This is a genomic window from Streptomyces sp. AA1529, assembly GCF_000280905.1.
Taxonomy (GTDB): domain Bacteria; phylum Actinomycetota; class Actinomycetes; order Streptomycetales; family Streptomycetaceae; genus Streptomyces.
Genome location: NZ_ALAP01000052.1, coordinates 81023 through 102267, shown reverse-complemented (window position 1 = coordinate 102267; position 21245 = coordinate 81023). Strand labels below are relative to the sequence as shown.

The following is a 21245-nucleotide window of genomic DNA, read 5'->3' as shown; positions in this document are numbered from 1 at the left end:
GGGTGAGGTGCTCGTCGCTTCGCTTCGGTCGTCAGGAGGGTTCGGTCGTGCGGTCGATCGTCATGAGGCAGGGCAGGGCAGGAACGGGCGGCGGCCCGCCCGGGGAAGGGACGCGGCGGGCGGGCGTTCACCCGTCCTGGTCCGCGCGGTCCACACCGTCCCACAGGTTCTGGTACCAGGGCCGGTCCTCCGGCTCGTGCTCGCGGGGGCGGCGCACCTCGGCCGTGCCGTCCGGCATGGTGTAGCCGGTCTCGCCGGGGCGGACGAAGTGCAGGTGCTCACGGGCCTGCCGTTCCACGTAGGCGGGGTCCTGCCAGCGGGCCCGCTGCTCGCGCAGCCGCTTCACCTCCGCGCGGGCCTGCTCGGCCTGCCGGCGCTGGTCGGCGATTTGCGAACGCTGGGTGATGTACTGCCGGGTCGGGTACGCGAGCGCGACGACCAGGGAGCACACGACCAGGGCGAGGAGCGCGGCCCGGCCGGTGAGCCGGCCCCTGCGCGGGGTGCGGACCTTGCGGCCCTGGGCGCGGTACACCCGCTCGGCGGCCTGGGCGCCGAGCGCGCGCAGGCGCGTCGCGGTGGAGAAACGGTCCCGGTCCGCTCCCATACCTCTCCCCTGCGGTCCACCTGCCGAAGCTGTGCGAACGGTGTCGCCGGTGCCCTGCCCCCGCGGCCCCGGGAGGGGGCGGGGCGCAGGACACCGGCGGCGCGGCGTACGGCGGTCAGCGCTTGTAGCGCGGGAACGCCGAACGACCGGCGTAGACTGCGGCGTCGTCCAGGATCTCCTCGATACGCAGCAGCTGGTTGTACTTCGCGACGCGCTCCGAGCGCGCCGGGGCGCCGGACTTGATCTGGCCGCAGTTGACGGCGACGGCCAGGTCGGCGATCGTCACGTCCTCGGTCTCGCCCGAGCGGTGCGACATCATGCACTTGAAGCCGTTGCGCTGGGCCAGCTCGACCGCGTCCAGCGTCTCGGTCAGCGAACCGATCTGGTTGACCTTGACGAGCAGCGCGTTGGCGACGCCCTCCTCGATACCGCGGGCCAGCCGCTCGGGGTTGGTGACGAACAGGTCGTCGCCCACGAGCTGCACCTTGTCGCCGAGCTTGTCGGTGATGGTCTTCCAGCCCGCCCAGTCGTCCTCGAACAGCGGGTCCTCGATGGAGACCAGCGGGTAGTCCGCGACGAGCTGCTCGTAGTACTCGGTCATCTCGGCGGCGGAGCGCTTCTGCCCCTCGAACGCGTAGACGCCGTCCTCGTAGAACTCGGAGGCGGCCACGTCCAGCGCCAGCGCGATGTCCTGGCCCGCGTTGTATCCGGCCTTCTGGACGGCCTCGATGATCAGGTCGAGGGCCTCGCGGTTCGAGCCCAGGTTCGGCGCGAAGCCGCCCTCGTCGCCCAGCCCGGTGGCCAGGCCGCGCTCCTTGAGCACGCCCTTGAGCGCGTGGTAGACCTCGGCGCCCCAGCGCAGTGCCTCGGAGAACGACTCGGCGCCGATCGGCGCGATCATGAACTCCTGGATGTCGACGTTCGAGTCCGCGTGCGAACCGCCGTTGAGGATGTTCATCATCGGCACCGGGAGCTGGTGCGCGTTCGGCCCGCCCAGGTAGCGGAACAGCGGCAGGTCGGACGCCTCGGAGGCGGCGTGCGCGACGGCCAGCGAGACGCCGAGGATGGCGTTGGCGCCCAGCGAGGACTTGTCGGCGGTGGCGTCCAGGTCGAACATCGCCTGGTCGATCAGCCGCTGCTCGGTGGCGTCGTAGCCGACCAGCTCCGGGCCGATCTGCTCGATGACCGCGAGGACGGCCTTCTCGACGCCCTTCCCGCTGTAGCGCGCGGCGTCGCCGTCACGCAGTTCGAGCGCCTCGAAGGCGCCGGTCGAGGCACCGGACGGCACGGCAGCACGGCCGGTGCTGCCGTCGTCGAGGCCGACCTCGACCTCGACGGTGGGGTTGCCTCGCGAGTCGAGGATCTCGCGGGCTACGACGACGTCGATGGACGGCACGAGGTTTCTCCTTCGTCTGGGACGACTTTCCGCCCCGAGCCTAACCGTCCCGCCCGGCGCACCCGCGAGGCTGTCCCGTTTCCTGCCCGGGTGTCCCTTCCGGGGGACTCCTCCGGCGCCGCACGGCCCTGGCGGACCGCGCGGGCCACGCGGCTGACGCGGCCTGCGCGACCTACAGCGTCAGGTGCTGGCCGGGGCGGATGAGGTCCGGGTCGTCGCCGACCGTCTCCCGGTTCTGCGCGTACAGCTCGCTCCAGCCGCCCTCGACGTCCTGCTCCGCGGCGATCCGGGCGAGCGAGTCGCCGTCCCGCACGGTGATCCGGTGCCGGCCGCCGCTCTCGTCCGCGCGGTCGCGTTCCCCGCCCCGGGAGGGCCGCTCGCCGCGCTCGTCGTGCCCGGGCCGCTCCTCGGCGGGCCGCCCACGGTGCTTGCCCTGGCCGGACCGGTCGGAGTCGGAGGGGGACTTGAGCCGGTTCGGGCTCGACGGGCCCAGGTCGGACCAGCCGGAGGTGTCGCCCGCCGAGTCGGAGCCGGTGGCGGTGTCGTCGTCCGCGTCCGAGTCCGGGGACCCGGACTCGGACGCGCCGGAGCCGGGTGCCTCGGACGAGCTGTCGTCGGACGGCTGCTGCGGCGTGCCGGACTCCCCGCTCTCCGGCTTCTCGGAGTCCCGGTCGGAGTCCCCGCCCCGGTCCGGATCACCGGCGCCGTCGTCGCCGTCCTTGTCCGTGGGCGAGTCGCTCGCGTCCGGCGACGGGTCCGTCTCCGGGTGCTGCGCGTCGGGCTTGCCGGACTCGCCGGACTTCCCGGCGTCGTCGGGCCTGCCGGAGGGATCGGCCTTCCCCGCGGAGTCGGCCGGGTCCTGCGACGGCTCGCCGGACGGGTCGGCGTCCTCGTCCGAACCGGGGACCTCGAGCTTCAGGTCGCCGCCGCACTGCGGGAAGGCGCGCGGACCCTCGGACTGGAGGATCTTCTCGCCGACGGCGATCTGCTGGCTGCGGGTGGCCAGGTCCGGCCGCTCGGCGTACATCGTGCCGCCGTAGTACTTCCAGGTGTCCAGGTCCAACTGGAGCCCGCCGTAGTACCCGTTGGAGTCGTTGGCGCTCCAGGCGCCGCCGCTCTCGCAGTCCGCGACGCGGTCCCAGGGCTGGGCGTCGGCGGCGTGTGCGCCGGTGGCGCCCAACAGCGGAAGCGCGATTCCGGCACCCGTGACCCCGGCGGCGACGAACAGTGCGGGGGCTTGGCGGGGGCGGCGGTGCCGACCATTCCCGGAGCGCATGGTTGACCTCTCGTGGGGGACGAACGGGACGACGACCGTAGTCGATGGCAGCAGTCCATGACCCAAGTCGGTGACCGAACGTAGCTGCGAAGTCCGACAGTCACAAGCCAATGTCGCCCACATCACGCCGCGGTCACATAAGTGAGGGCCCGTCACACCGGCTCCCCGCGCAGGTCATCCGCCTCGGCCGGGGTGAACTCCACCGGGAGCGTCCGCAGCCCGCGCATGATGAGTCCGCCGCGCCGGTGCAGGGTGCCGGGGTCGGCGGCCAGCCGCAGATCGGGGAGCCGGTGCAGCAGGGCGGCCAGCGCGGTCCGCCCCTCCAGGCGGGCCAGCGGGGCGCCCAGGCAGTAGTGGATGCCGTGCCCGTAGCCCAGGTGCTGGTTGTCCTGCCGCACCAGGTCCAGGGTGTCGGGTGCGGCGAACTTCGCCGGGTCCCGGTCCGCCGCGGCCAGCACGACCAGCACCGCCTCGCCCTCCCGCACCCGCTGTCCGCCCAGCACCAGGTCGCGGGTGGCGAACCGCCAGGTCGCCAGTTCGACCGGGCCGTCGTAGCGCAGCAGTTCCTCGACGGCGCCGCCGAGCAGCTTCTCGTCCCCCTCCGCGACGGCGCGCTGCAGCACGGCGCGCTGCTCGGGGTGGCGCAGCAGTGCGAAGGTCCCGTTCCCGATGAGGTTGACGGTCGTCTCGAACCCGGCGAACAGCAGGATGAAGGCCATCGCGGCGGCCTCGTTCTCGGTGAGGTGCTCGCCGCGGTCGGAGGCGCGGATGAGGCCGGAGATCAGGTCGCCGCCCCCCTCGGCGGTGTCCGCCTCCGCGCGCTTGCGGTGGATGAGTTCGGCCAGGTAGCCGCGCATCCGCTTGACGGCCCGGCCCACGCCGCCGCGCGGGCTGCCGGGCTGATGGATCATCATGCCCGCCCAGGTGCGGAAGTCCTCCTGGTCCTCCTGCGGGACGCCGAGCATGTCGCAGATGGCGTAGATCGGCAGCGGGAACGCGTACTCGTGGATCAGGTCCGCTTCGCCGCGCGGCGCGAAGGAGTCGATGAGCCCGTCCGCGAGTTCCCGTACCCGGGGCGCGAAGGCGGCGACCCGGCGCGGGGTGAACGCGGTGGAGACCAGGCGGCGCAGCCGGGTGTGGTCGGGCGGGTCGATGTTGAGCAGATGCGTCATCAGGTTCGCACTGCGCTCGCCCGGAATGCCGACCTTGCCCTTGCCGTGGGTGTCCTGCTCGCCGTGCCGGCGCGGGTCCTTGCTCAGCCGCGGATCGGCGAGCGCCTCCCGGGCGTCCGCGTACCGGGTCACCAGCCACGCCTCCACCCCGCTGGGCAGCCGGGTCCGGCGGACCGGCGCGTGCTCGCGCAGCCAGGCGTACGCCGGGTAGGGGTCGAGGGCGAACTGCCGGTCGAAGAGCGGCGGCATGGGCGGCGGGGAGCCGGGGCGGTCCGGGCTGGTCGGGTCGTGCACGGCTACGACGGTATGCGCTCCCGGCGGTGTGGGCTCAGGACGGGGCGCGCTCCAGCCAGCCCTCGGTGATCAGGTACTGCCCCAGCAGGTACCCGGCCATGATCAGCACCTCCTGGGACGGGAACTCGTGCCCCGCGGCCTGCAGCCCGATCAGCGCGTCGGAGGCGATGAAGGCCATCGCGCCGGTGGCGACCTTGCCCCCGACGCCGAGCGCGGCGGCGCCCATCGCGGTGAGCGCCAGGCTGTAGCCGGCCACCGGGAGCCGCAGGCGCCGCTCCAGGGTGGGTGCGAGCACCGCGTTGGCGGCGCCCCAGGCGGCGAACGCCGCCAGCGCGCGCCGGGGCCGGGCGCGCAGTCCGCGGACGGCGCCGAGCCGGGTCGTCATGCCCGCGGTGTAGCTGAGTTGGGTGCCGAGGAAGGCGGCCATGCCGGTCAGCAGGGCGCGCTGGTGGCGGTCCCACAGCAGGGCGGTGTCGCCTGCGGTGGCGCAGGCGAGCCCGGCCAGCAGGGCGGCCGGCGGGCGCGCGGGCTGCGCGGCGTCGCGGGCGTGGGCGGCGAGCGCGGGCATCAGGAGGGGCTTGGCGGCGCGTGCCGGGCCGCGCGGGGACCTCGCGGTGGCGTACAGGTCCGCGGCGGCCAGCACGGCGAACGCGGCTGTGCCCTTGCCCTTGCCCTTGGTGATCGCCATCCGGGCAGTGTTACCGCCCAGTACGGCACCGTCAACCCTTCGGCGGCGGGCCGTCGCGCTCCGGCGGGGCGCCCCGGCGGGCCCGGTCGAGGGGGCTCGATGGCTCTCAGTTGAGCGGGCCGGCACTCTGCTGATAGGTGTGAAGCGGCCTTCGCGGCGCCCCGCGCCCGCCCGGGCGGACGAGTTTCGTGAATTGATTCACATGAGAAAGGGCCCGGTGGGCCCTGGTTTTCCTCGTGGAAGGCACGGTTCCGGATGTGCCGCCGCCGCGCCGGATGTGCGCGGTTCCACCGCTGTGCGGCGGCTCCCTTCAAGGGGTGCTGATCCCCGCAGCTCAAGAGGCGTGTCAACGGTTCACGCGGTGCAGGGGTGCCACGGCGAGCCTGTGGGCTCGATCACGGGCGGCGGAGTGTAGCAGAGGGTCCACCGATCCTTGTGAAGGCCCTCACGAAGTGACCCCCCGGGATGGGTGGATACTCGATTCCATGAGCACCACGGAGCGTCCCCGAATCCTCGTAGTGGGTGGCGGGTACGTCGGTCTGTACGCAGCGCGGCGCATCCTGAAGAAGATGCGCTACGGCGAGGCGACCGTCACGGTCGTCGACCCGCGGTCGTACATGACGTACCAGCCCTTCCTCCCCGAAGCCGCCGCCGGCAGCATCTCACCCCGCCATGTCGTGGTCCCCCTGCGACGCGTGCTCCCCAAGGCGGAGGTCCTCACCGGCCGGGTCACCTCGATCGACCAGGACCGCAAGGTCGCCAGTGTGTCGCCGCTGGTCGGCGACGCCTACGAGCTGCCGTTCGACTACCTGGTCATCGCGATGGGCGCCGTCTCGCGCACCTTCCCGGTGCCGGGGCTGGCGGAGAACGGCATCGGCATGAAGGGCGTGGAGGAGGCCATCGGCCTGCGCAACCACGTCCTGGAGCAGTTCGACAAGGCGGACTCCACCCAGGACGAGGACGCCCGCCGCAAGGCCCTCACCTTCGTCTTCATCGGCGGCGGGTTCGCCGGAGCCGAGACCATCGGCGAGGTCGAGGACATGGCCAGGGACGCCGCCAAGTACTACCCCAACGTCAAGCGCGAGGACATGCGGTTCGTCCTCGTCGACGCGGCCCCCGGGATCCTCCCCGAGGTCGGCCCGAAGCTGGGCGAGTGGGGCCTGGAGCACCTCAAGAAGCGCGGCGTCGAGGTCTACCTGAACACTTCGATGGAGTCCTGCGTGGACGGCCACGTGGTGCTCAAGAACGGCCTGGAGGTCGACTCCAGCACCATCGTGTGGACCGCGGGCGTCAAGCCCAACCCGGTGCTCTCCCGCTTCGGCCTGCCCCTGGGACCCAAGGGCCATGTCGACGTGGACGCGAGCATGCAGGTCAAGGGCATGGACTACGCCTGGGCCGCGGGTGACAACGCGCAGGTCCCGGACCTGGCCGCCGGCAAGGAGGGCGCGTTCTGCCCGCCCAACGCGCAGCACGCGCTGCGCCAGTCCAAGGTGCTCGGGGACAACGTCATCTCCGGCCTGCGCGGCTTCCCGCAGGGCAAGTACAAGCACGCCAACAAGGGCGCCGTCGCGGGCCTCGGCCTGCACAAGGGCGTCGCGATGATCGTCTTCGGCAAGACGCGGATCAAGCTGCGCGGCCGGCTGGCCTGGTACTTCCACCGTGCCTACCACGGCATGGCGGTGCCCACCTGGAACCGCAAGATCCGGGTCTTCGCCGACTGGACGCTCGGCATGTTCCTCAAGCGCGAGGTCGTCTCGCTGGGTGCCATGGAGCACCCGCGGGGTGAGTTCTACGAGGCGGCGGCACCCGTGACCGCGGCAGCCCTCGCCAAGGCGGAGGCCTCCGCGTCCGCCGACACCGGCAAGGCGTCCGCCGACAGCCGCGCCGACAGCCCGGTCGAGGACAGGAACGAGAAGGCGGCAGCCTCCTCCTGATCCGGAAACCGGCCGGCCCGGCACGGGCCGGCCGGCACCGGCCGCGGACCCGGTCCGCGACCTTCGTGCACGTCCGAGAGGGGCGTGAGCCATCCGTGGGGCTCACGCCCCTCTCGCCGTTTCCACCGCGGTCGAAGCGCCGGTCCGTTGGGCACAGTGGGCATACACCCACCCCCCGCGCGCGTTACGTGTACGGGGAATCCACCCCTTCCTGACACGGAGGTGTGCTCTATGGCCGGTGCCGCTGAACGGATCGTCGCGCTCGCGGAGCAACTGCTCGGGGTCCCGCTCCCGGTACGGGTGCGGGCGTGGGACCGCAGCGAGGCCGGCCCGCCCGATGCCCCCGTCCTGATCGTCCGCAGCCGCCGCGCGCTGCGCCGGGTGCTGTGGCGGCCGGGCGAGCTGGGACTGGCCCGGGCCTGGGTGGCCGGCGATCTCGATGTCGAGGGCGACCTCTACCAGGCGCTCGACCTGCTGGCCGGCCTGATCTGGGAGCGGGACGAACAGGGCGAGCTCACCTCCGGCACCGACGAGGCGCCCGCCTTCGGCACCGGCTGGGCGGGCGGCGCGCTGTCCCTGGCACGCGACCCGGCGGCCCGCCGCGCCGCCGCCGAACTGCTGCGGCTGGCCGGTCCCGGACTGCCGCCCCCACCGCCCGCCGAGGAGGCCCGGCGCCGCACCGGCCTGCGCCACACCCTCGGCAGGGACCGCGAGGCCATCAGCCACCACTACGACGTCGGCAACGACTTCTACGCACTGGTGCTGGGGCCGAGCATGGTCTACTCCTGCGCCTACTGGCAGCCGGACGGCACCCTGGAGGAGGCCCAGCGCGACAAGATCGACCTGATCTGCCGCAAGCTCGCGCTGCGCCCGGGCGAGCGGCTGCTGGACGTCGGCGGCGGCTGGGGGTCGCTCGTCCTGCACGCCGCGCGCGAGTACGGCGTGCGTGCCGTCGCCGTCACCCTCTCCCGTGAACAGGCCGCCCACGGCCGCAAGCGGATCGCCGAGGAAGGGCTGACGGACCGGGTCGAGATCCGCGTCCAGGACTACCGCGAGATCGACGACGGCCCCTACGACGCCGTCTCGTCCGTCGGCATGGCCGAACACGTCGGCTCCGCCCGCTACCGCGAGTACGCCGACGATCTGCACGCCCTCCTGCGGCCGGGCGGACGGCTGCTCAACCACCAGATCGCCCGGCGCCCGCTCGCCGACGAAGAGGTCTACGCGGTGGACCCGTTCATCGACGCCTACGTCTTCCCCGACGGGGAGCTCGCCCCCGTCGGGCGCACCGTGGGACTGCTGGAGCGGGCCGGCTTCGAGGTGCGGGACGTCGAGTCGCTGCGCGAGCACTACGCGCTGACGCTGCGCGCCTGGGTGCGGAACCTGGAGGCGGACTTCGCCCGCGCGACCCGGCTCACCACCCCCGGACGGGCCCGGGTGTGGCGGCTCTACATGGCCGCCTCGGCCCTCGCCTTCGAACGCAACCGCATCGGCGTCAACCAGGTGCTGGCCGTACGGACCCCGGAGTCCGGCGCCTCCGGCCTGCCGCTGCGCACCCGGCGGTGGACGGCCGACGCGGAGGCCCGGGCCTGACGGCTGTTCCCGGTGCGGCCCTGACGGACGTCCCGGTGCGGGGCCGGCGGATCCCGGCGGGTCCGACCCGGCCCGACGGAACCGGCGGGTCCGGCGGCGTCCGGGGCGCCCGCCCGGCGGCCCGTGCCGCACATGCGTGCGCCCCCTCCGGAGCGGAGGGGGCGCACGTGTGCGGGGTCCGGTCTCCCGGACGGGCCGGGAGCGACCCGGTCACTCCGTCTTGATGGCCTCCAGCATGTTCAGCCGGGCCGCGCGCCGGGCGGGCCACAGGGAGGCGAGGACGCCCACGAGCGCGGCCAGCGCGAGGAAGATGCCCATCCGTCCCCAGGGCAGGACGAGCGAGTAGGTCTCCAGCGAACCGGAGATCAGCTCACCGGCCGCCCAGCCGAAGAACACGCCCAGTCCGATGCCGAGGACGCCGCCGAAGAGCGAGATGACGAGCGACTCCAGCCGCACCATCCGCTTGATCCCCCGCCGGTCGAGGCCGATGGCGCGCAGCATCCCGATCTCCTGGCCGCGTTCGAAGACCGACATGGCCAGTGTGTTGATCACGCCGAGGACGGCGACGATGACGGCCATCGCGAGCAGCCCGTACAGCATGTTCAGCAGGATGTTGATCATCTGCGCGATGCCGTCGGAGATGTCCTTCTTGTCCTGGACGAGGACCGCCGGGTTGTTGCCGAGCTGCTTCTCCAGCGTCTCCTTGACCTCGTCGGTCGCGCCGCCCTTCGTCTTGGCGAGGACCTGCATGTCGGCGACCTTGGTCAGATGCGGGGTCACGGCCTTGTTGTCGACCATGATGCCCTTGATCATCTGGTTGCCGTGGTAGACGCCCGCGACGGAGAACCGGCCCTTCTCGCCGTCCTGGTAGGTCACCTCGAACCGGGACCCGGGCTTCCAGCCCCGCTGCTTCGCGGTGTCCTCGTCCACGACCGCCTGCTTGCCGCTGCTGACGCCGGACCAGCCGCCCGCGGTGAAGTCGATGGACGTGAGCTGCGCGATGGTGGAGCCGTTGACGCCCGTCAGGTACTCGGTGCTGCCGTCGATCTCCGACCGCGCGTTGCGCAGCGGCGAGGTCGCGGTGACCTCGTCCGAGCGGGCCAGCTTCTTCTCCACCTCGGGGGAGAGCGGCGTGTAGTTGGCCATCGAGACCGTGTAGTCGGCCTTCAGCGAGCCGGACGCCATCTTCTCGATGGCCTGCTGCACCCCGCCTGCGATCACCGTCAGACCCGTGATCAGCGTCAGCCCGACCATCAGCGCGGAGGCGGTGGCGGCCGTGCGCCGCGGGTTGCGCACCGCGTTCTGCCGCGCCAGCTTCCCGCTGACCTGGAAGAGCCGCAGCACCGGGGCCGCCGCCGCGATCAGCGGGCGGGACAGCAGCGGGGTGAGCACGAAGACGCCGATCAGCAGCAGTGCGGCACCGCCGCCCATCGGGGCCTTGCCGTCGTCCATCTCGGTCGCCGCCAGCACCAGGGCCGCGCCGGCGGCCGACAGCAGCGCGCCGATGGTGTTGCGGACGATCAGTGAGCGGGTCGTCGACGGGGCGTGGACACTGCCCATCGCCGCCACCGGCGGGATCTTTGCCGCGCGCCGCGCCGGCAGCCAGGCCGCCAGGACGGTGACGACGACACCGACGACCAGCGAGACGACGACCGTGGACGGCTCGACCACCAGCGGCCCGTCGGGCATGGTGCCCATCCTGCCCACCAGGGAGCGCAGCCCGGCGCCGATGCCGACGCCGGCCGCCATCCCGGCCAGCCCCGCGACCGTGCCCACGACCAGCGCCTCGATCAGCACCGAGCGGGTGACCTGGCGGCGGCTGGCACCCACCGCGCGCAGCAGCGCCAGCTCCTTGGTGCGCTGCGCGACCAGCATGGTGAAGGTGTTGGCGATGATGAAGATGCCGACGAACAGCGCGATCCCGGCGAAGGCCAGCAGGCTCGTCTTCATGCCCGACATGCCCTGCTCGATCTGCTTGGACTCCTCGTCGGCGAGCTTCTTGCCGGTGACGGCCTCGGTGCCGGACGGCAGGATGCCGGCGGCCTGCTTCTTGAGCTCCGTCTGCGAGACGCCCTGGTCGGCCCGCATCGAGATCTCGGTGTACTCACCGGGCTTGGCGAACAGCTTCTGCGCGGTGGTGTTGTCGAACAGCACCAGGGTGCCGCCCGCGGCGACGTTGCCGTCGTCGGTGGTGAAGATGCCGGTGACCTTCTCGGTGCGGACCGGGCCGTTCACCGACATCCGGACGGTGTCGCCGACCTGGTAACCGGTGCGCTCGGCGGTCTTGGCGTCCAGCGCGATCTGGCCGGGCGCGCGCGGTGCCGCGCCGTCCTTCATCGGGTAGCGCGCGTCGCTGCCCTTGCCGTCCCGGCCGCCGTAGTAGTTGGCGCCCTGGGTGGAGAAGCCGTCGCCGACGAGTTTGCCGTCCTTGTCGGAGAGCGCGGCGAAGCCGGAGACCACGCCGGTGGCGGACTTGGCGCCGGGCAGGTCGGCCGCCTTGTCGAGGACGCGCTGGTCGAGCGTGGAGAGCGAGTCCCGGCCCTCGGGCGCGTCGCCCCCGTCCTGGCGTATCGAGACGTCGACGTGTGCGTAGCCCTTCTCGGAGCTCTTGTGGAACGCGTCGGAAATGGTCGAGGTGAAGACCAGGGTGCCGGAGACGAAGGCCACGCCGAGCAGCACGGCGAGCATCGTCATCAGCAGCCGGGCCTTGTGCGCGAAGACGTTGCGCAAGGCGGTACGGAGCATGAGGAAGTCCTGGGGGGTCCTTCTGCGAGTGGGCTGGACGGGCGGTGGGAGCGCGGGACGGGAGCGCGGGGGCGGATTCGACCCGGACCGTTACGTCCGGGCGCGCGCCCGGCTCAGCTCGTCCGGGCCTTGGCGTCGAAGGACTTCATCCGCTCCAGCACGCCGTCGGCCGTCGGCTCGGCCATGTCGTCGACGATGCGGCCGTCGGCGAGGAAGACCACCCGGTCCGCGTAGGCGGCGGCCACCGGGTCGTGGGTGACCATCACGACGGTCTGGCCCAGTTCCCGCACGGAGTTGCGCAGGAAGCCGAGGACCTCGGCGCCGGCGCGGGAGTCGAGGTTTCCGGTCGGCTCGTCACCGAAGATGATCTCCGGGCGGGAGGCGAGGGCGCGGGCGACGGCCACCCGCTGCTGCTGGCCGCCGGAGAGCTGATTGGGCCGGTGCTTGAGCCGGTCGGTGAGCCCGACGGTCCGGATGACGCGGTCCAGCCACTCCTTGTCCGGCTTGCGGCCCGCGATGTCCATCGGCAGCGTGATGTTCTCCAGGCCGGTGAGCGTGGGCAGCAGGTTGAACGCCTGGAAGATGAAGCCGATGCGGTCGCGCCGCAGCTGGGTCAGCTTCTTGTCCTTGAGCTTGGTCAGCTCGGTGTCGCCGATCCGGGCGCTGCCGCTGGAGATCGAGTCCAGTCCGGCCATGCAGTGCATGAGGGTGGACTTGCCGGAGCCCGAGGGGCCCATGATCGCGGTGAACTCGGCCTGCCGGAAGTCGACCGTTATCCGGTCGAGCGCGACGACCTGGGTCTCGCCCTGGCCGTAGACCTTGGACAGATCGGTGGCGCGCGCCGCGGCGACGCCGGAGTGCGCATGGTCGGCGGGGGCTCCGGGGTGCGGGCCACCCGCGGTGTGCTGCTGACGGGTACTGGTCGTCACGGCGCGGGGCTCCTGTCGGACGTCGAAGGTGAGTGACGGAACTTTCCGTCTGCCCCTATCGTTCCGTCCCAACCGCGCGCCGGGATCCGCCGCGGCTCTTGGTTCCGGGGCAGCCTTCGGAGGTAGAACCCGGTCCGCCGGTCATCCTTGGGTATGACGGACGACCCTGAGACGGGTCCGGCTCTCCTGGCTGCAAACCCTCTTGTCATATGCCGCTGGTCGACATGGGACGTACACACCCGTGACCGACCGGCGACTTTCCGTCATTTCTGACGCCTCGGGCGCAGGGGGGAGACCGCTGCGAGGTGGCGCATGTGACACTGATGGCCCGTCAGTTGCCAATAAAATAAGACAACATCGCTCTGTCGATCCGCTGTTCAGGGGAAGACCCTGGATAGGCTCGTCCCACGCCCTGGGGAGGGGCGTCTGCGCCCGGGGGCGTACGACGCGGTCCAGGAGCCGGTGCCCGGATGGTGGAATGCAGACACGACGAGCTTAAACCTCGTTGGCCCTCGGCGGCCGTGCCGGTTCAAGTCCGGCTCCGGGCACCACCTGCTCAACTGTCGTGACCTGCGGTGACCCAGCGGGGACGGTGCGCTCCGAGCGGGTGAGACGGTGCGTTCATACGGGGTGGCGTCCGGCCGCCCGAACTCACCGCCCGCGCTCCCCGGCCGTACCGGAACCGCAGGTGCCGTCAGCGGGTCTCCAGCTGGAGGCGGAGCTGTTTCTCCTGGTCCCCGGCGACCTCCAGCACCTCCACCACGCCGAACGCCTCCAGCAGCACCCGGTGCAGCCGTTCCACCGCCTGCGGGGTGCCCTGGAGTTCCGCCGTCACCTGCGCGCCGAGCGTCACCGCGTCCGGCCGCCCGCTGTCGCGCGTGACATCGAAGCGCGACAGCCACACGTTGGCCTTGCGGCCCTCGGGCTGCAGCTCCGCCCAGTCCGAGGGGTACAGCCCGCTCAGCACCCGGAAGACCGCCTCGGCGTCCTCGCAGGCGCAGCCGCTCAGCTCCAGGGACACCTCCATCTCCCCTTCGGACATCTCCGCCGTCATCGTGCGGGCCTCCCTCTCTGGTGTTCGCGCACTTTCGCTCCAGGCCCAATATCGGCCCGCGGGCCGCTGTGCGGTGTGACCGTGCCCCGACCGGCGATTCGCGGCCCCGGTGTGGCGCACACGCCGCGGCGCCGCGGCAGGGCGCAATGGAGGTCCGCAGCACACGCACCCGGATGTGTCCAGGAGGTACTCATGGCCGTCGGCCGCACGCTCGCACCGGTCACCGTCAGCCTGCCCGTCGCCGACCGGATGGCGGCCTACACCTTCTACCGCGACGGGCTGGGCCTGGCGGCGGTGGGGAAGCTCGCCGAGGACGGCGTCCCCGAGCCGCTGCGGTTCGTCGTCAACGACGGGCTGCGGCTGATGCTGATCCCCGCGGACGGCTTCGACTGGATCACCGGCGACCACACCGTCGCCGGACCCGGGCAGAGCGAGTGCGTCCTCGCGGTCCCCGTCGGCGCGGAGCACGAGGTGGACGAGACGCTGGCCCGCGCCGTCCGCGCCGGGGCCCGGACGGTCAGCGAGCCGGCCCACCGGCCCTGGGGGTACGCGGGCGCCTTCGCCGACCCGGACGGCCACCTCTGGCTGATCCAGGCGGAGCAGGACGAAGGAGGTGAGCGGGCCGGCTGAGGCGTGCGGAGCCCGCCGGAAGCGGGCGGAGGCGGGGCCGCTGCCCGGATACCGGAATCCGCTGCGGAGCTGCCGCGCATCCCTTCTAGGCTGCGGGGATGACTCCCAGCACGTCCGCGGGCCCGGTTCCCGCCCCCGCCCCTCCGCTCGCCGCCCGCGCCGCCTCGGTCGGCTCCTCGCCGGTACGGGAGATCCTGGCGCTGACCGAGCGGCCCGAGGTCATCTCCTTCGCCGGGGGGCTCCCGGCGCCCGAACTGTTCGCCGCGGGGGAGATACGGGCCGCCTACGACCGGGTGCTCGCCGACGAACCGCACCGGGTGCTGCAGTACTCGACCACCGAGGGGGACCCGGCGCTGCGTGCCGCGGTGGCGGGGCGGCTGGCGGCGCGGGGCCTGCCGACGGTGCCGGACGAACTGGTGGTGACGACCGGTTCCCAGCAGGCGCTCACGCTGCTGGCGACCGCGCTGCTGGAGCCGGGCGACACCGTCCTGGTGGAGGATCCGACCTATCTGGCGGCGCTGCAGTGCTTCGGGTTCGCCGGTGCGCGCGTGGTGCCCGTCCGCTCCGACGACGAGGGTCTCGATCCGGTGGCGCTGGCGGAGGCCGTGGAGCGCGAGCGGCCCAAGCTGCTCTATCTGATCCCCACTTTCCAGAACCCGACCGGCCGCACCCTCCCGCTGGAGCGCCGCCGCGCCGTGGCCGAGATCGCCGCACGGTACGGGATGTGGATCGTCGAGGACGACCCGTACGGCGAACTGCGGTTCGAGGGCGCGTCCGAGCCGTGGGTCGCCGCGCTGCCGCAGGCGGCGGACCGCACGGTCCTGCTCGGCAGCTTCTCCAAGGTGCTGGCGCCCGGACTGCGGCTCGGCTGGCTGCGCGCGCCCGCCGCGCTGCGCCGCGCCTGCGTCGTCGTCAAGCAGTCGCTCGATCTGCACTGCTCGACCGTCGACCAGGCGGCGGCCGCCCGCTACCTGGCGGACAACGACCTGGACGCGCACCTGGCCCGGGTCCGGGACGCCTACCGGGTGCGCCGCGACGCGCTGCTGGACGGACTGGCCGCCGCGCTGCCCTCCGGCAGCACCTGGAACCGCCCGCAGGGCGGCATGTTCGTCTGGGCGCGGCTGCCGGAGGGCAGGGACGCCACGGAACTGCTGCACGACGCGGTCGCCCGGGACGTGGCGTACGTCCCCGGGGCGCCGTTCTTCGCGGGCCCCGCCGACCCGGCGTCGCTGCGCCTGTCGTTCACCACGCATTCCGCGGAGGAGATCCGCGAGGGGTTGCGGCGGCTGGGCGGGGCGCTGGGGGCCGGGGCGCGGTAGCAGGCCGGGACATCGGACGTCGGCCGGTTCGGCGAGCGGCTTGCCCCGGTGCAGGGCGGACGGTTGAATGGGCGACCGTGTCGCGTGTCGTTGCCGCTGTGTACGGCAGCGCCATGGAGGCACCCTGACGTGAGGAGTGCATCGTGGGTACACACACCGCCGGGCTCGTCTGACACGTGAGAGCTGACGGCACGCGCGCAGCGCGGTTGCCGTCCCGCGCCGCCGGCTGACCGGGCGAGCGCCTCTCCGTTCCCTTCCGCACCGTCCTTCTTCCACCGGGCCCTTCCCTGTCCGGGTGCACCGGCGGCCGGGCTGTCCGCGCCGCCGGTTCCCCGGCGTGCGCGGCGCGCCCGTACGCGCGCATTCGCGCCGTACGCGTGCTCCCCTGTGGGCCCTTCTCCCGAGGAGCTGTTTTCTTGACCCCTTCACCCAACCCGTCCACGCCGCCCCGCGTCGCGGACTTCAACCGCGCGGTCGTCGAGGAGTTCCGCGCCAACGCCGGGCAGGTCGGCGGGCCCTTCGCCGGGGGCGATCTGCTGCTGCTGACCACCACCGGCGCCCGTACCGGCACGGAGCAGACCTCGCCGCTCGGGTTCGTCCGCGACGAGGACGGCGCGCTGCTCGTCGTCGCCTCCGCGGGCGGTGCGCACCGGCACCCCGCCTGGTACCGCAATCTCCTCGCGCACCCCATGGTCCGTGTGGAGGTGGGGAGCGACACGTTCGGTGCGGTGGCGGTGCCCGCCGAGGGGACCGAATACCAACGGCTGTTCGCCTACGTGTCCGGTCAGCAGCCCGGATACGCCGACTACCAGGCGCGGACGGACCGGCGGCTACCGGTGGTGCGGCTGGAGCACTCGTACCCGGACGCGCCGTTCACCGGCCTCGTCGACAAGCTGCTGGAGGTGCACACCTGGCTGCGCGCCCAACTGCGCCGGGTGGCGGCCGAGGCGGAGACGTACTTCGCGGCACGCGCGCCGGGCGCGGACGGCGCCGGGGCGCTCCCGCTCGGGCTCCAGCTCCGGCAGCACTGCCTGGCCTTCTGCGAGTCCCTGCACGTCCATCACACCTCCGAGGACCGGGGCGCCTTCCCGGTCCTGGAGGAGAAGTACCCGCGGCTGGCCCCGGCCCTCGCCCGCCTGCGCGCCGAGCACCGGACGGTCGAGCGGATCCGGGGCGAGCTGGAGTCGCTGCTGGCGGCGCTGCCCTCGGCCGACCCGGACCGCTTCCGGACCGAACTGGCCCGGATGACCGAGGAGCTGGAGGCACACCTCGACTACGAGGAGGAGGTGCTGATCCCGCCGCTGTCCGAGTTGCCGGCGCCCTGATCCGGGGGCCGCAGCCGCCTTCCGACCCGGCCGAGGGCGCGGGCGACGACGTCGAGCTCGTCCGGCTCCAGCACGTCGATCAGGGCGGCCCGCACGGCGGCCACATGACCGGGGGCCGCGGCGCGCAGCACGTCGCGGCCCTCCGGGGTGAGGGCGGCCAGGACGCCGCGGACGTCGGTGGGGCAGGAGTGCCGTTCGACCAGGCCGCGCTTCTCCAGTTGACCCACCTGGTAGGTGAGGCCGCTCTTGGAGGTGAACAGTCCTTCTGCCAGGTCGGTCATCCGCACCTCGCCGTCGGGCGCCGCGGCGAGGCGGACGAGGATCTCGTAGTGCGGGTGGGAGAGGCCCGCGTCCTCCTTGAGCTGCTGCTCCAGATGGCGGGAGACCCGGCTGGTGGCTTCCAGGAAGCCCTGCCAGGCCGCCATTTCCCGCTCATCGAGCCACCTGGTTCCGGCCATGGTGTCCATTCTACTGTGTTGTTCAAATTCGAACCTCCTTGTTACGGTCGGCGACAGTCATTCAAATCTGAACAACCCGTCGGTCCCGTCCCGGCCGGCCGTTCCCAGGAGGCTCCGCTCATGCCGTCCCCCCACGCTCCCGAGACCACCGAAAGCCCGTCCCCCGACCGGCGGACCCCCGAGGCGCCCCGCGTCACCACGGGTGCCGGGACCGCCGGGACCGCTCCCGCCGAACAGTCCGGGCCCGACGCCGGGCTGCTCGTGCTGCGCCTCGTGATCGGCCTCACGATGGCGGCGCACGGCAGCCAGAAGCTGTTCGGCTGGTTCGAGGGCGGCGGACTCGACGGCACCGCGCAGTTCTTCGCGTCCTCCGGCTACCCCGCCGCCCGGACCATGGCGCTGGTGGCCGGGCTCACCGAGGTGCTCGGCGGACTCGGGCTCGTGCTGGGGCTGCTGACCCCCCTCGCGGGCGCCGCCGTGTTCGGCACCCTGCTCAACGCGCTCGCCGTGAAGTGGGGCGGCGGCTTCTTCGCGCCGCAGGGCGTGGAGTACGAACTGCTGCTCACCGCGGGTGCCGCGGCGCTCGCCCTGACCGGCCCCGGCCGGCTGGCGGCCGACCGGGTGCTGCCGCTGCCCCACCCGCACCGGCTCGTGCACGGCGCGGCGGCACTGGCGCTGGGCGCCGTCCTGGCCGCTGCGGTGCTCCTGTCGCGCTCCTGACCCGCCGGGTGTGCGCCAGCGGCGTGCCGCACCCCCGCGCGCACCCGCCCGGGTGAGGTCGGGGATCTGTAAGGGAAGTGGAACATTCGACAGCTTTCCTTCGTTCTTGACTCTGCACTAGCGTGCTGTTTTTGCTAACGCATTACGCTGGACGGCAAGGCCGCGCAGTGTGGCCATGGAGGAGTGAGATGAGGAGTAGTAACCCGGTCTTCTCGCGACGGGGGTTCAGCCGCAACAACGGCTATGCCGGTTTCGACGCTCAGCAGCAGCCGCCGCAGGCCGGGAACCCGTACGCGACGAACCCCTACGCCGGAAACCCGTACGGCCAGCAGACCCAGGCCCCCGGCCAGCCGTACGCGCCCCCGGCCGCACCGCCGTCCGCCGGACGGATGACGATCGACGACGTCGTCACCCGGACGGGGATGACCCTCGGACTCGTCATCGCGATGGCAGCCGTGGCCTGGATCACCGGGCTGTCGCTGCCGCTCGCCATCGGCGCCGGGCTCATCGCCATGGTGCTGTCGTTCGTGCAGGTGTTCAAGCGCAAGGCGTCGCCCGCGCTGATCCTGGCGTACGCCGCCTTCGAGGGGCTCTTCCTCGGCGCGCTGAGCAACTTCGTCAACCAGTTCGTGGACGGCGCCGCCATGCAGGCGGTGCTCGGCACACTGGCGGTCTTCACCGCCGTCCTGGTGCTCTACAAGACCCGCGTCATCCGGGTCACCCAGCGGTTCTACCGGTTCGTGATGGCCGCCGCGATCGGCTTCGTGCTGCTCATGGCCGTCAACATGCTCTTCGCCGTCTTCGGCGGCGGTGACGGGCTCGGCTTCCGCAGCGGCGGCCTGGGCATCCTCTTCGGCGTGGTCGGCGTCGTGCTCGGCGCGCTCTTCCTCGCGCTGGACTTCAAGCAGGTCGAGGACGGCATCGCCTACGGCGCGCCCAAGGAGGAGGCGTGGCTCGCCGCCTTCGGGCTGACGCTGACCCTGGTGTGGATCTACCTGGAGTTCCTGCGCCTGATCGCCATCCTGCAAGGCGACTGACCGGCACCGGCGGCAGCCGGAGCCGCGGGCGCGGCAGAACCGGAGAGGGCCCGGAGGTGAACCACCTCCGGGCCCTCGGCGTGTCCGCGGTCGTCCGCGGTCGTTCGCGTCCTCGGTGTCCTAGGGTCTTCGCTTCGTCTGTCCAGGCCGGGGAACGAGGCCCTGCCTAGCGGTGGCGCGCGGCGCGCCGCAGGTCGTGTTCGTGGATGATCGCTTTGGCGTGCCCGTAGGCGAGGTTGTGCTCACCGCGGAGCCAGCTCACCTTCTCCTCGAAACGGAGCAGGGCAGGGCCCTCGTCGACCGCGTGAAGCCATTCGGAGACTTCACGACCGGTGCACTGGGGAATGCGGGACAGCATGTTCCGGTGGGTCTCTTCGGAGAAGACTTGGGACATCGGCGCCTCCGGACGCTTCTGCAGTGAGTCCTTGCCGACACGTTGCCTGAGCGCGCGGGCGTTGGCAACAGTGCGGAGGGCCCCGGGCGGCGCAGTGGCGCATATGCTGGGGGCGTGCCCCGGCCCGACACCCGCCCCCTGACCGACGCCGTCGAACGGTTCGCCGACCGGCTGCGCAGCCTGCCGCAGAGCGCCCTGGAGCGGGGTGCCGCCGCCGACGGGCTCGCGCTCGCGAGGGAGTTGGCCCTGCTGGCCCAGCGCCTCGAATTCCCCGAGGGCGGGATGTCGCGGGTGCTGCCGGACGCCGGTGTCTTCGCCGTCGGCGATCAACTCGCCGTCGCGGGACACGACGTGGTCGCGGCCCTGGAGACGGCGCCCGCCCACCTCGCGGACCCCGCGCTGCGGGAAGCCCTCCAGCTGCTGGAGAGCTCACCGCTGTCCCCGCGCAGCGGCACCGCGCGGGGTGCTAGAGGGGCGTGATGACGCGGTCCGCCAGCAGGTAGGCGGTGCTGCCGTCGGGGAAGGCGAAGGTGAGCGCGTAGGAGCCGGCGATGCCGGAGCCGCCCATCAGCACCGGGGCCTGACCGCGGCGTACGCCGTCGGCCAGCGCCTCGCTGGTGGCGCGGTGACCCGGCGCCAGGCACACCGTCGTACCGTCCTCGAAGACGTAGACGTCCAGCGTGCCCAGTGGGCCGGGGCGCACATCGGCCAGCGGGGTGCGCGCCTCGGCGAGTTCGGCCAGCCGCTCGACGGTGCGCTCGTGGTAGGTGACGGTGGGGGTCGCGGGCGCCGGTGCGGGACCGGGCACGACCGGCTCGCCGTCGAGGGTGTAGTCCGGCTGGGACGGGTGGCGGCGGCGGGCCGCGGCCAGGCCCGGGGGCTCGGCCTCGCCGGCGGTGTCGCCGTCGCGGAAGCAGATCCCCTCGGCGGCACCGCGGTACTCCTCGGCGCCGCGCTCCTCGTCCGCGCGGGCGTAGGGGGCCACGTCCAGTTCGAGGTCCAGGTCTGCGAGGTCCGGATCCGCGTGGTCCGCGAAGTCCGCGTCGTCCGCGAAGTCCGTGCGGGCCGCGTCGCCCGCCTCGTCGGGGCCCGGCTGGCGGGGGATGAACAGACCGCCGGTGTCGCCCTCCAGCAGCGCGTCGAGTTCCTCGGCGAGGCCGTCCGGCTCCACCTCGTACGCGTACTCCGTGCCGTGCCCGGCCAGCAGCGAGCCCGCTCCGGCGCCCGCGCCGCGCGCCTCCTGGGCGGCCCAGAAGGCGCGGGCCTCGGCGAGTTCCCGCTCGCGCTCGTCGGCCAGCGCGGCGGCGACGGCGGTACGGATCTCCTGCGAGAACGCGTCGGTCCTCGGCGAGAACGTCTCGGAGGCGGCTTCGCCGCCCCGGTGGGCCGCGTCGCGGGCCCGCGGGAGCGCGGCGTCCGCCGCGGCCGGTGCTGCCTCCAGTTGGGTGCGCAGCGCGGCCAACTGGCCGCGCAGGCCGCGCGCCGTGTGCAGTGCCGCACCGCCCAGCGCGGTGGCCGTGGTCGCCGCACACAGCAGGATGAGGGATATGGCGCTCACTGACTTGACTCCCGGTTCCGGTTCGGTCCCCTGATGCGGTTCCCCCCGGTCGTTGCCCCTTGAATTCCTACTACAGCGCTGTATTCCTACAACAGCGTCGGCTCGAAGGTTGTTCAAGG

The 21245-nt window shown here is 72.7% G+C and carries 19 protein-coding genes and 1 tRNA gene; 9 read left to right on the top strand and 11 right to left on the bottom strand.

The window, feature by feature from the left end; genetic code table 11:
- Positions 1-127 precede the first annotated feature (127 nt).
- The 5 genes from A949_RS0115620 to A949_RS0115600 all read right to left on the bottom strand — a co-directional run bounded on the left by A949_RS0115620 (position 128) and on the right by A949_RS0115600 (position 5430).
- A complete protein-coding gene (locus A949_RS0115620; RefSeq protein ID WP_019356956.1) occupies positions 128-604 on the bottom strand; it encodes an FtsB family cell division protein in 477 nt (158 codons plus the stop codon).
- 115 nt (positions 605-719) lie between these two features.
- Positions 720-2000, bottom strand: a complete 1281-nt coding sequence (gene eno / locus A949_RS0115615; RefSeq protein WP_019356955.1) for a phosphopyruvate hydratase — start codon at positions 1998-2000, stop codon at positions 720-722.
- A gap of 172 nt (positions 2001-2172) precedes the next feature.
- Positions 2173-3276: a transglycosylase family protein gene (locus A949_RS0115610; protein ID WP_026004682.1), complete on the bottom strand. Its 1104-nt coding sequence runs from the start codon at positions 3274-3276 to the stop codon at positions 2173-2175.
- 152 nt (positions 3277-3428) lie between these two features.
- Positions 3429-4697, bottom strand: a complete 1269-nt coding sequence (locus A949_RS0115605) for a cytochrome P450 family protein (RefSeq protein ID WP_051019511.1) — start codon at positions 4695-4697, stop codon at positions 3429-3431.
- Between the two features lie 79 nt (positions 4698-4776).
- A complete protein-coding gene (locus A949_RS0115600; protein WP_019356952.1) occupies positions 4777-5430 on the bottom strand; it encodes a lysoplasmalogenase family protein in 654 nt (217 codons plus the stop codon).
- A gap of 485 nt (positions 5431-5915) precedes the next feature.
- On the opposite strand from A949_RS0115600, the gene A949_RS0115595 reads away from it, so the two are divergent.
- Both A949_RS0115595 and A949_RS0115590 read left to right on the top strand, forming a co-directional pair.
- Entirely contained in the window at positions 5916-7364 is a 1449-nt protein-coding gene (locus A949_RS0115595; protein ID WP_026004681.1) for an NAD(P)/FAD-dependent oxidoreductase, read from the top strand.
- A 231-nt stretch (positions 7365-7595) separates the two neighbouring features.
- Entirely contained in the window at positions 7596-8957 is a 1362-nt protein-coding gene (locus A949_RS0115590) for an SAM-dependent methyltransferase (RefSeq protein ID WP_019356950.1), read from the top strand.
- Positions 8958-9167: 210 nt separating this feature from the next.
- On the opposite strand, the gene A949_RS0115585 is transcribed toward A949_RS0115590, so the two are convergent.
- Positions 9168-11702, bottom strand: coding sequence for an ABC transporter permease (locus A949_RS0115585; protein ID WP_019356949.1), 2535 nt, complete (start codon positions 11700-11702; stop codon positions 9168-9170).
- Between the two features lie 113 nt (positions 11703-11815).
- A complete protein-coding gene (locus A949_RS0115580) occupies positions 11816-12631 on the bottom strand; it encodes an ABC transporter ATP-binding protein (RefSeq protein WP_019356948.1) in 816 nt (271 codons plus the stop codon).
- 464 nt (positions 12632-13095) lie between these two features.
- Between A949_RS0115580 and A949_RS0115575 the strand changes: the two genes are divergently transcribed.
- A tRNA-Leu gene (locus tag A949_RS0115575) sits at positions 13096-13182 on the top strand.
- 143 nt (positions 13183-13325) lie between these two features.
- Here the strand turns inward: A949_RS0115575 and A949_RS0115570 are convergent.
- On the bottom strand, positions 13326-13685 hold the full coding sequence (locus tag A949_RS0115570) for a hypothetical protein (protein WP_019356947.1): 360 nt from the start codon (positions 13683-13685) through the stop codon (positions 13326-13328).
- A 192-nt stretch (positions 13686-13877) separates the two neighbouring features.
- Between A949_RS0115570 and A949_RS0115565 the strand changes: the two genes are divergently transcribed.
- From A949_RS0115565 to A949_RS0115555, 3 genes are all read left to right on the top strand, one after another.
- The gene (locus A949_RS0115565) at positions 13878-14315 is read left to right on the top strand and encodes a VOC family protein (RefSeq protein ID WP_019356946.1); all 438 of its coding nucleotides are present in this window, start codon (positions 13878-13880) and stop codon (positions 14313-14315) included.
- A gap of 98 nt (positions 14316-14413) precedes the next feature.
- The gene (locus tag A949_RS0115560) at positions 14414-15634 is read left to right on the top strand and encodes an aminotransferase-like domain-containing protein (protein WP_019356945.1); all 1221 of its coding nucleotides are present in this window, start codon (positions 14414-14416) and stop codon (positions 15632-15634) included.
- Positions 15635-16050: 416 nt separating this feature from the next.
- Positions 16051-16959, top strand: a complete 909-nt coding sequence (locus A949_RS0115555; protein ID WP_019356944.1) for a nitroreductase/quinone reductase family protein — start codon at positions 16051-16053, stop codon at positions 16957-16959.
- On the opposite strand, the gene A949_RS0115550 is transcribed toward A949_RS0115555, so the two are convergent.
- Positions 16908-17417, bottom strand: coding sequence for a MarR family winged helix-turn-helix transcriptional regulator (locus tag A949_RS0115550; RefSeq protein WP_051019509.1), 510 nt, complete (start codon positions 17415-17417; stop codon positions 16908-16910). The genes A949_RS0115555 and A949_RS0115550 overlap by 52 nt on opposite strands.
- A 120-nt stretch (positions 17418-17537) precedes the next feature.
- On the opposite strand from A949_RS0115550, the gene A949_RS33575 reads away from it, so the two are divergent.
- Complete coding sequence (locus A949_RS33575; RefSeq protein ID WP_019356942.1) at positions 17538-18137, top strand: DoxX family protein; 600 nt, start codon at positions 17538-17540, stop codon at positions 18135-18137.
- 188 nt (positions 18138-18325) lie between these two features.
- Positions 18326-19174: a Bax inhibitor-1/YccA family protein gene (locus tag A949_RS0115540; protein ID WP_019356941.1), complete on the top strand. Its 849-nt coding sequence runs from the start codon at positions 18326-18328 to the stop codon at positions 19172-19174.
- Between the two features lie 166 nt (positions 19175-19340).
- On the opposite strand, the gene A949_RS0115535 is transcribed toward A949_RS0115540, so the two are convergent.
- A complete protein-coding gene (locus A949_RS0115535; protein WP_019356940.1) occupies positions 19341-19568 on the bottom strand; it encodes a DUF4287 domain-containing protein in 228 nt (75 codons plus the stop codon).
- Between the two features lie 114 nt (positions 19569-19682).
- Here A949_RS0115535 and A949_RS0115530 point away from each other — a divergent pair, with 114 nt between their 5' ends.
- Entirely contained in the window at positions 19683-20048 is a 366-nt protein-coding gene (locus A949_RS0115530) for a hypothetical protein (RefSeq protein ID WP_019356939.1), read from the top strand.
- Here the strand turns inward: A949_RS0115530 and A949_RS0115525 are convergent.
- Positions 20035-21126: a hypothetical protein gene (locus tag A949_RS0115525; protein WP_019356938.1), complete on the bottom strand. Its 1092-nt coding sequence runs from the start codon at positions 21124-21126 to the stop codon at positions 20035-20037. The two genes, A949_RS0115530 and A949_RS0115525, sit on opposite strands and share 14 nt — an antisense overlap.
- Positions 21127-21245 lie beyond the last annotated feature (119 nt).

Bases quoted from the DNA above. Each gene is read 5' to 3' on its own strand.
- A949_RS0115560 (WP_019356945.1), top strand. From the start codon at position 14,414: ATGACTCCCAGCACGTCCGCGGGCCCGGTTCCCGCCCCCGCCCCTCCG.
- A949_RS0115590 (WP_019356950.1), top strand. From the start codon at position 7,596: ATGGCCGGTGCCGCTGAACGGATCGTCGCGCTCGCGGAGCAACTGCTC.
- A949_RS0115610 (WP_026004682.1), bottom strand. From the start codon at position 3,276: ATGCGCTCCGGGAATGGTCGGCACCGCCGCCCCCGCCAAGCCCCCGCA.
- A949_RS0115585 (WP_019356949.1), bottom strand. From the start codon at position 11,702: ATGCTCCGTACCGCCTTGCGCAACGTCTTCGCGCACAAGGCCCGGCTG.
- A949_RS0115540 (WP_019356941.1), top strand. From the start codon at position 18,326: ATGAGGAGTAGTAACCCGGTCTTCTCGCGACGGGGGTTCAGCCGCAAC.
- A949_RS0115600 (WP_019356952.1), bottom strand. From the start codon at position 5,430: ATGGCGATCACCAAGGGCAAGGGCAAGGGCACAGCCGCGTTCGCCGTG.
- A949_RS33575 (WP_019356942.1), top strand. From the start codon at position 17,538: ATGCCGTCCCCCCACGCTCCCGAGACCACCGAAAGCCCGTCCCCCGAC.
- A949_RS0115605 (WP_051019511.1), bottom strand. From the start codon at position 4,697: ATGCCGCCGCTCTTCGACCGGCAGTTCGCCCTCGACCCCTACCCGGCG.
- A949_RS0115595 (WP_026004681.1), top strand. From the start codon at position 5,916: ATGAGCACCACGGAGCGTCCCCGAATCCTCGTAGTGGGTGGCGGGTAC.
- A949_RS0115620 (WP_019356956.1), bottom strand. From the start codon at position 604: ATGGGAGCGGACCGGGACCGTTTCTCCACCGCGACGCGCCTGCGCGCG.
- A949_RS0115570 (WP_019356947.1), bottom strand. From the start codon at position 13,685: ATGACGGCGGAGATGTCCGAAGGGGAGATGGAGGTGTCCCTGGAGCTG.
- A949_RS0115550 (WP_051019509.1), bottom strand. From the start codon at position 17,417: ATGGCCGGAACCAGGTGGCTCGATGAGCGGGAAATGGCGGCCTGGCAG.
- A949_RS0115535 (WP_019356940.1), bottom strand. From the start codon at position 19,568: ATGTCCCAAGTCTTCTCCGAAGAGACCCACCGGAACATGCTGTCCCGC.
- A949_RS0115565 (WP_019356946.1), top strand. From the start codon at position 13,878: ATGGCCGTCGGCCGCACGCTCGCACCGGTCACCGTCAGCCTGCCCGTC.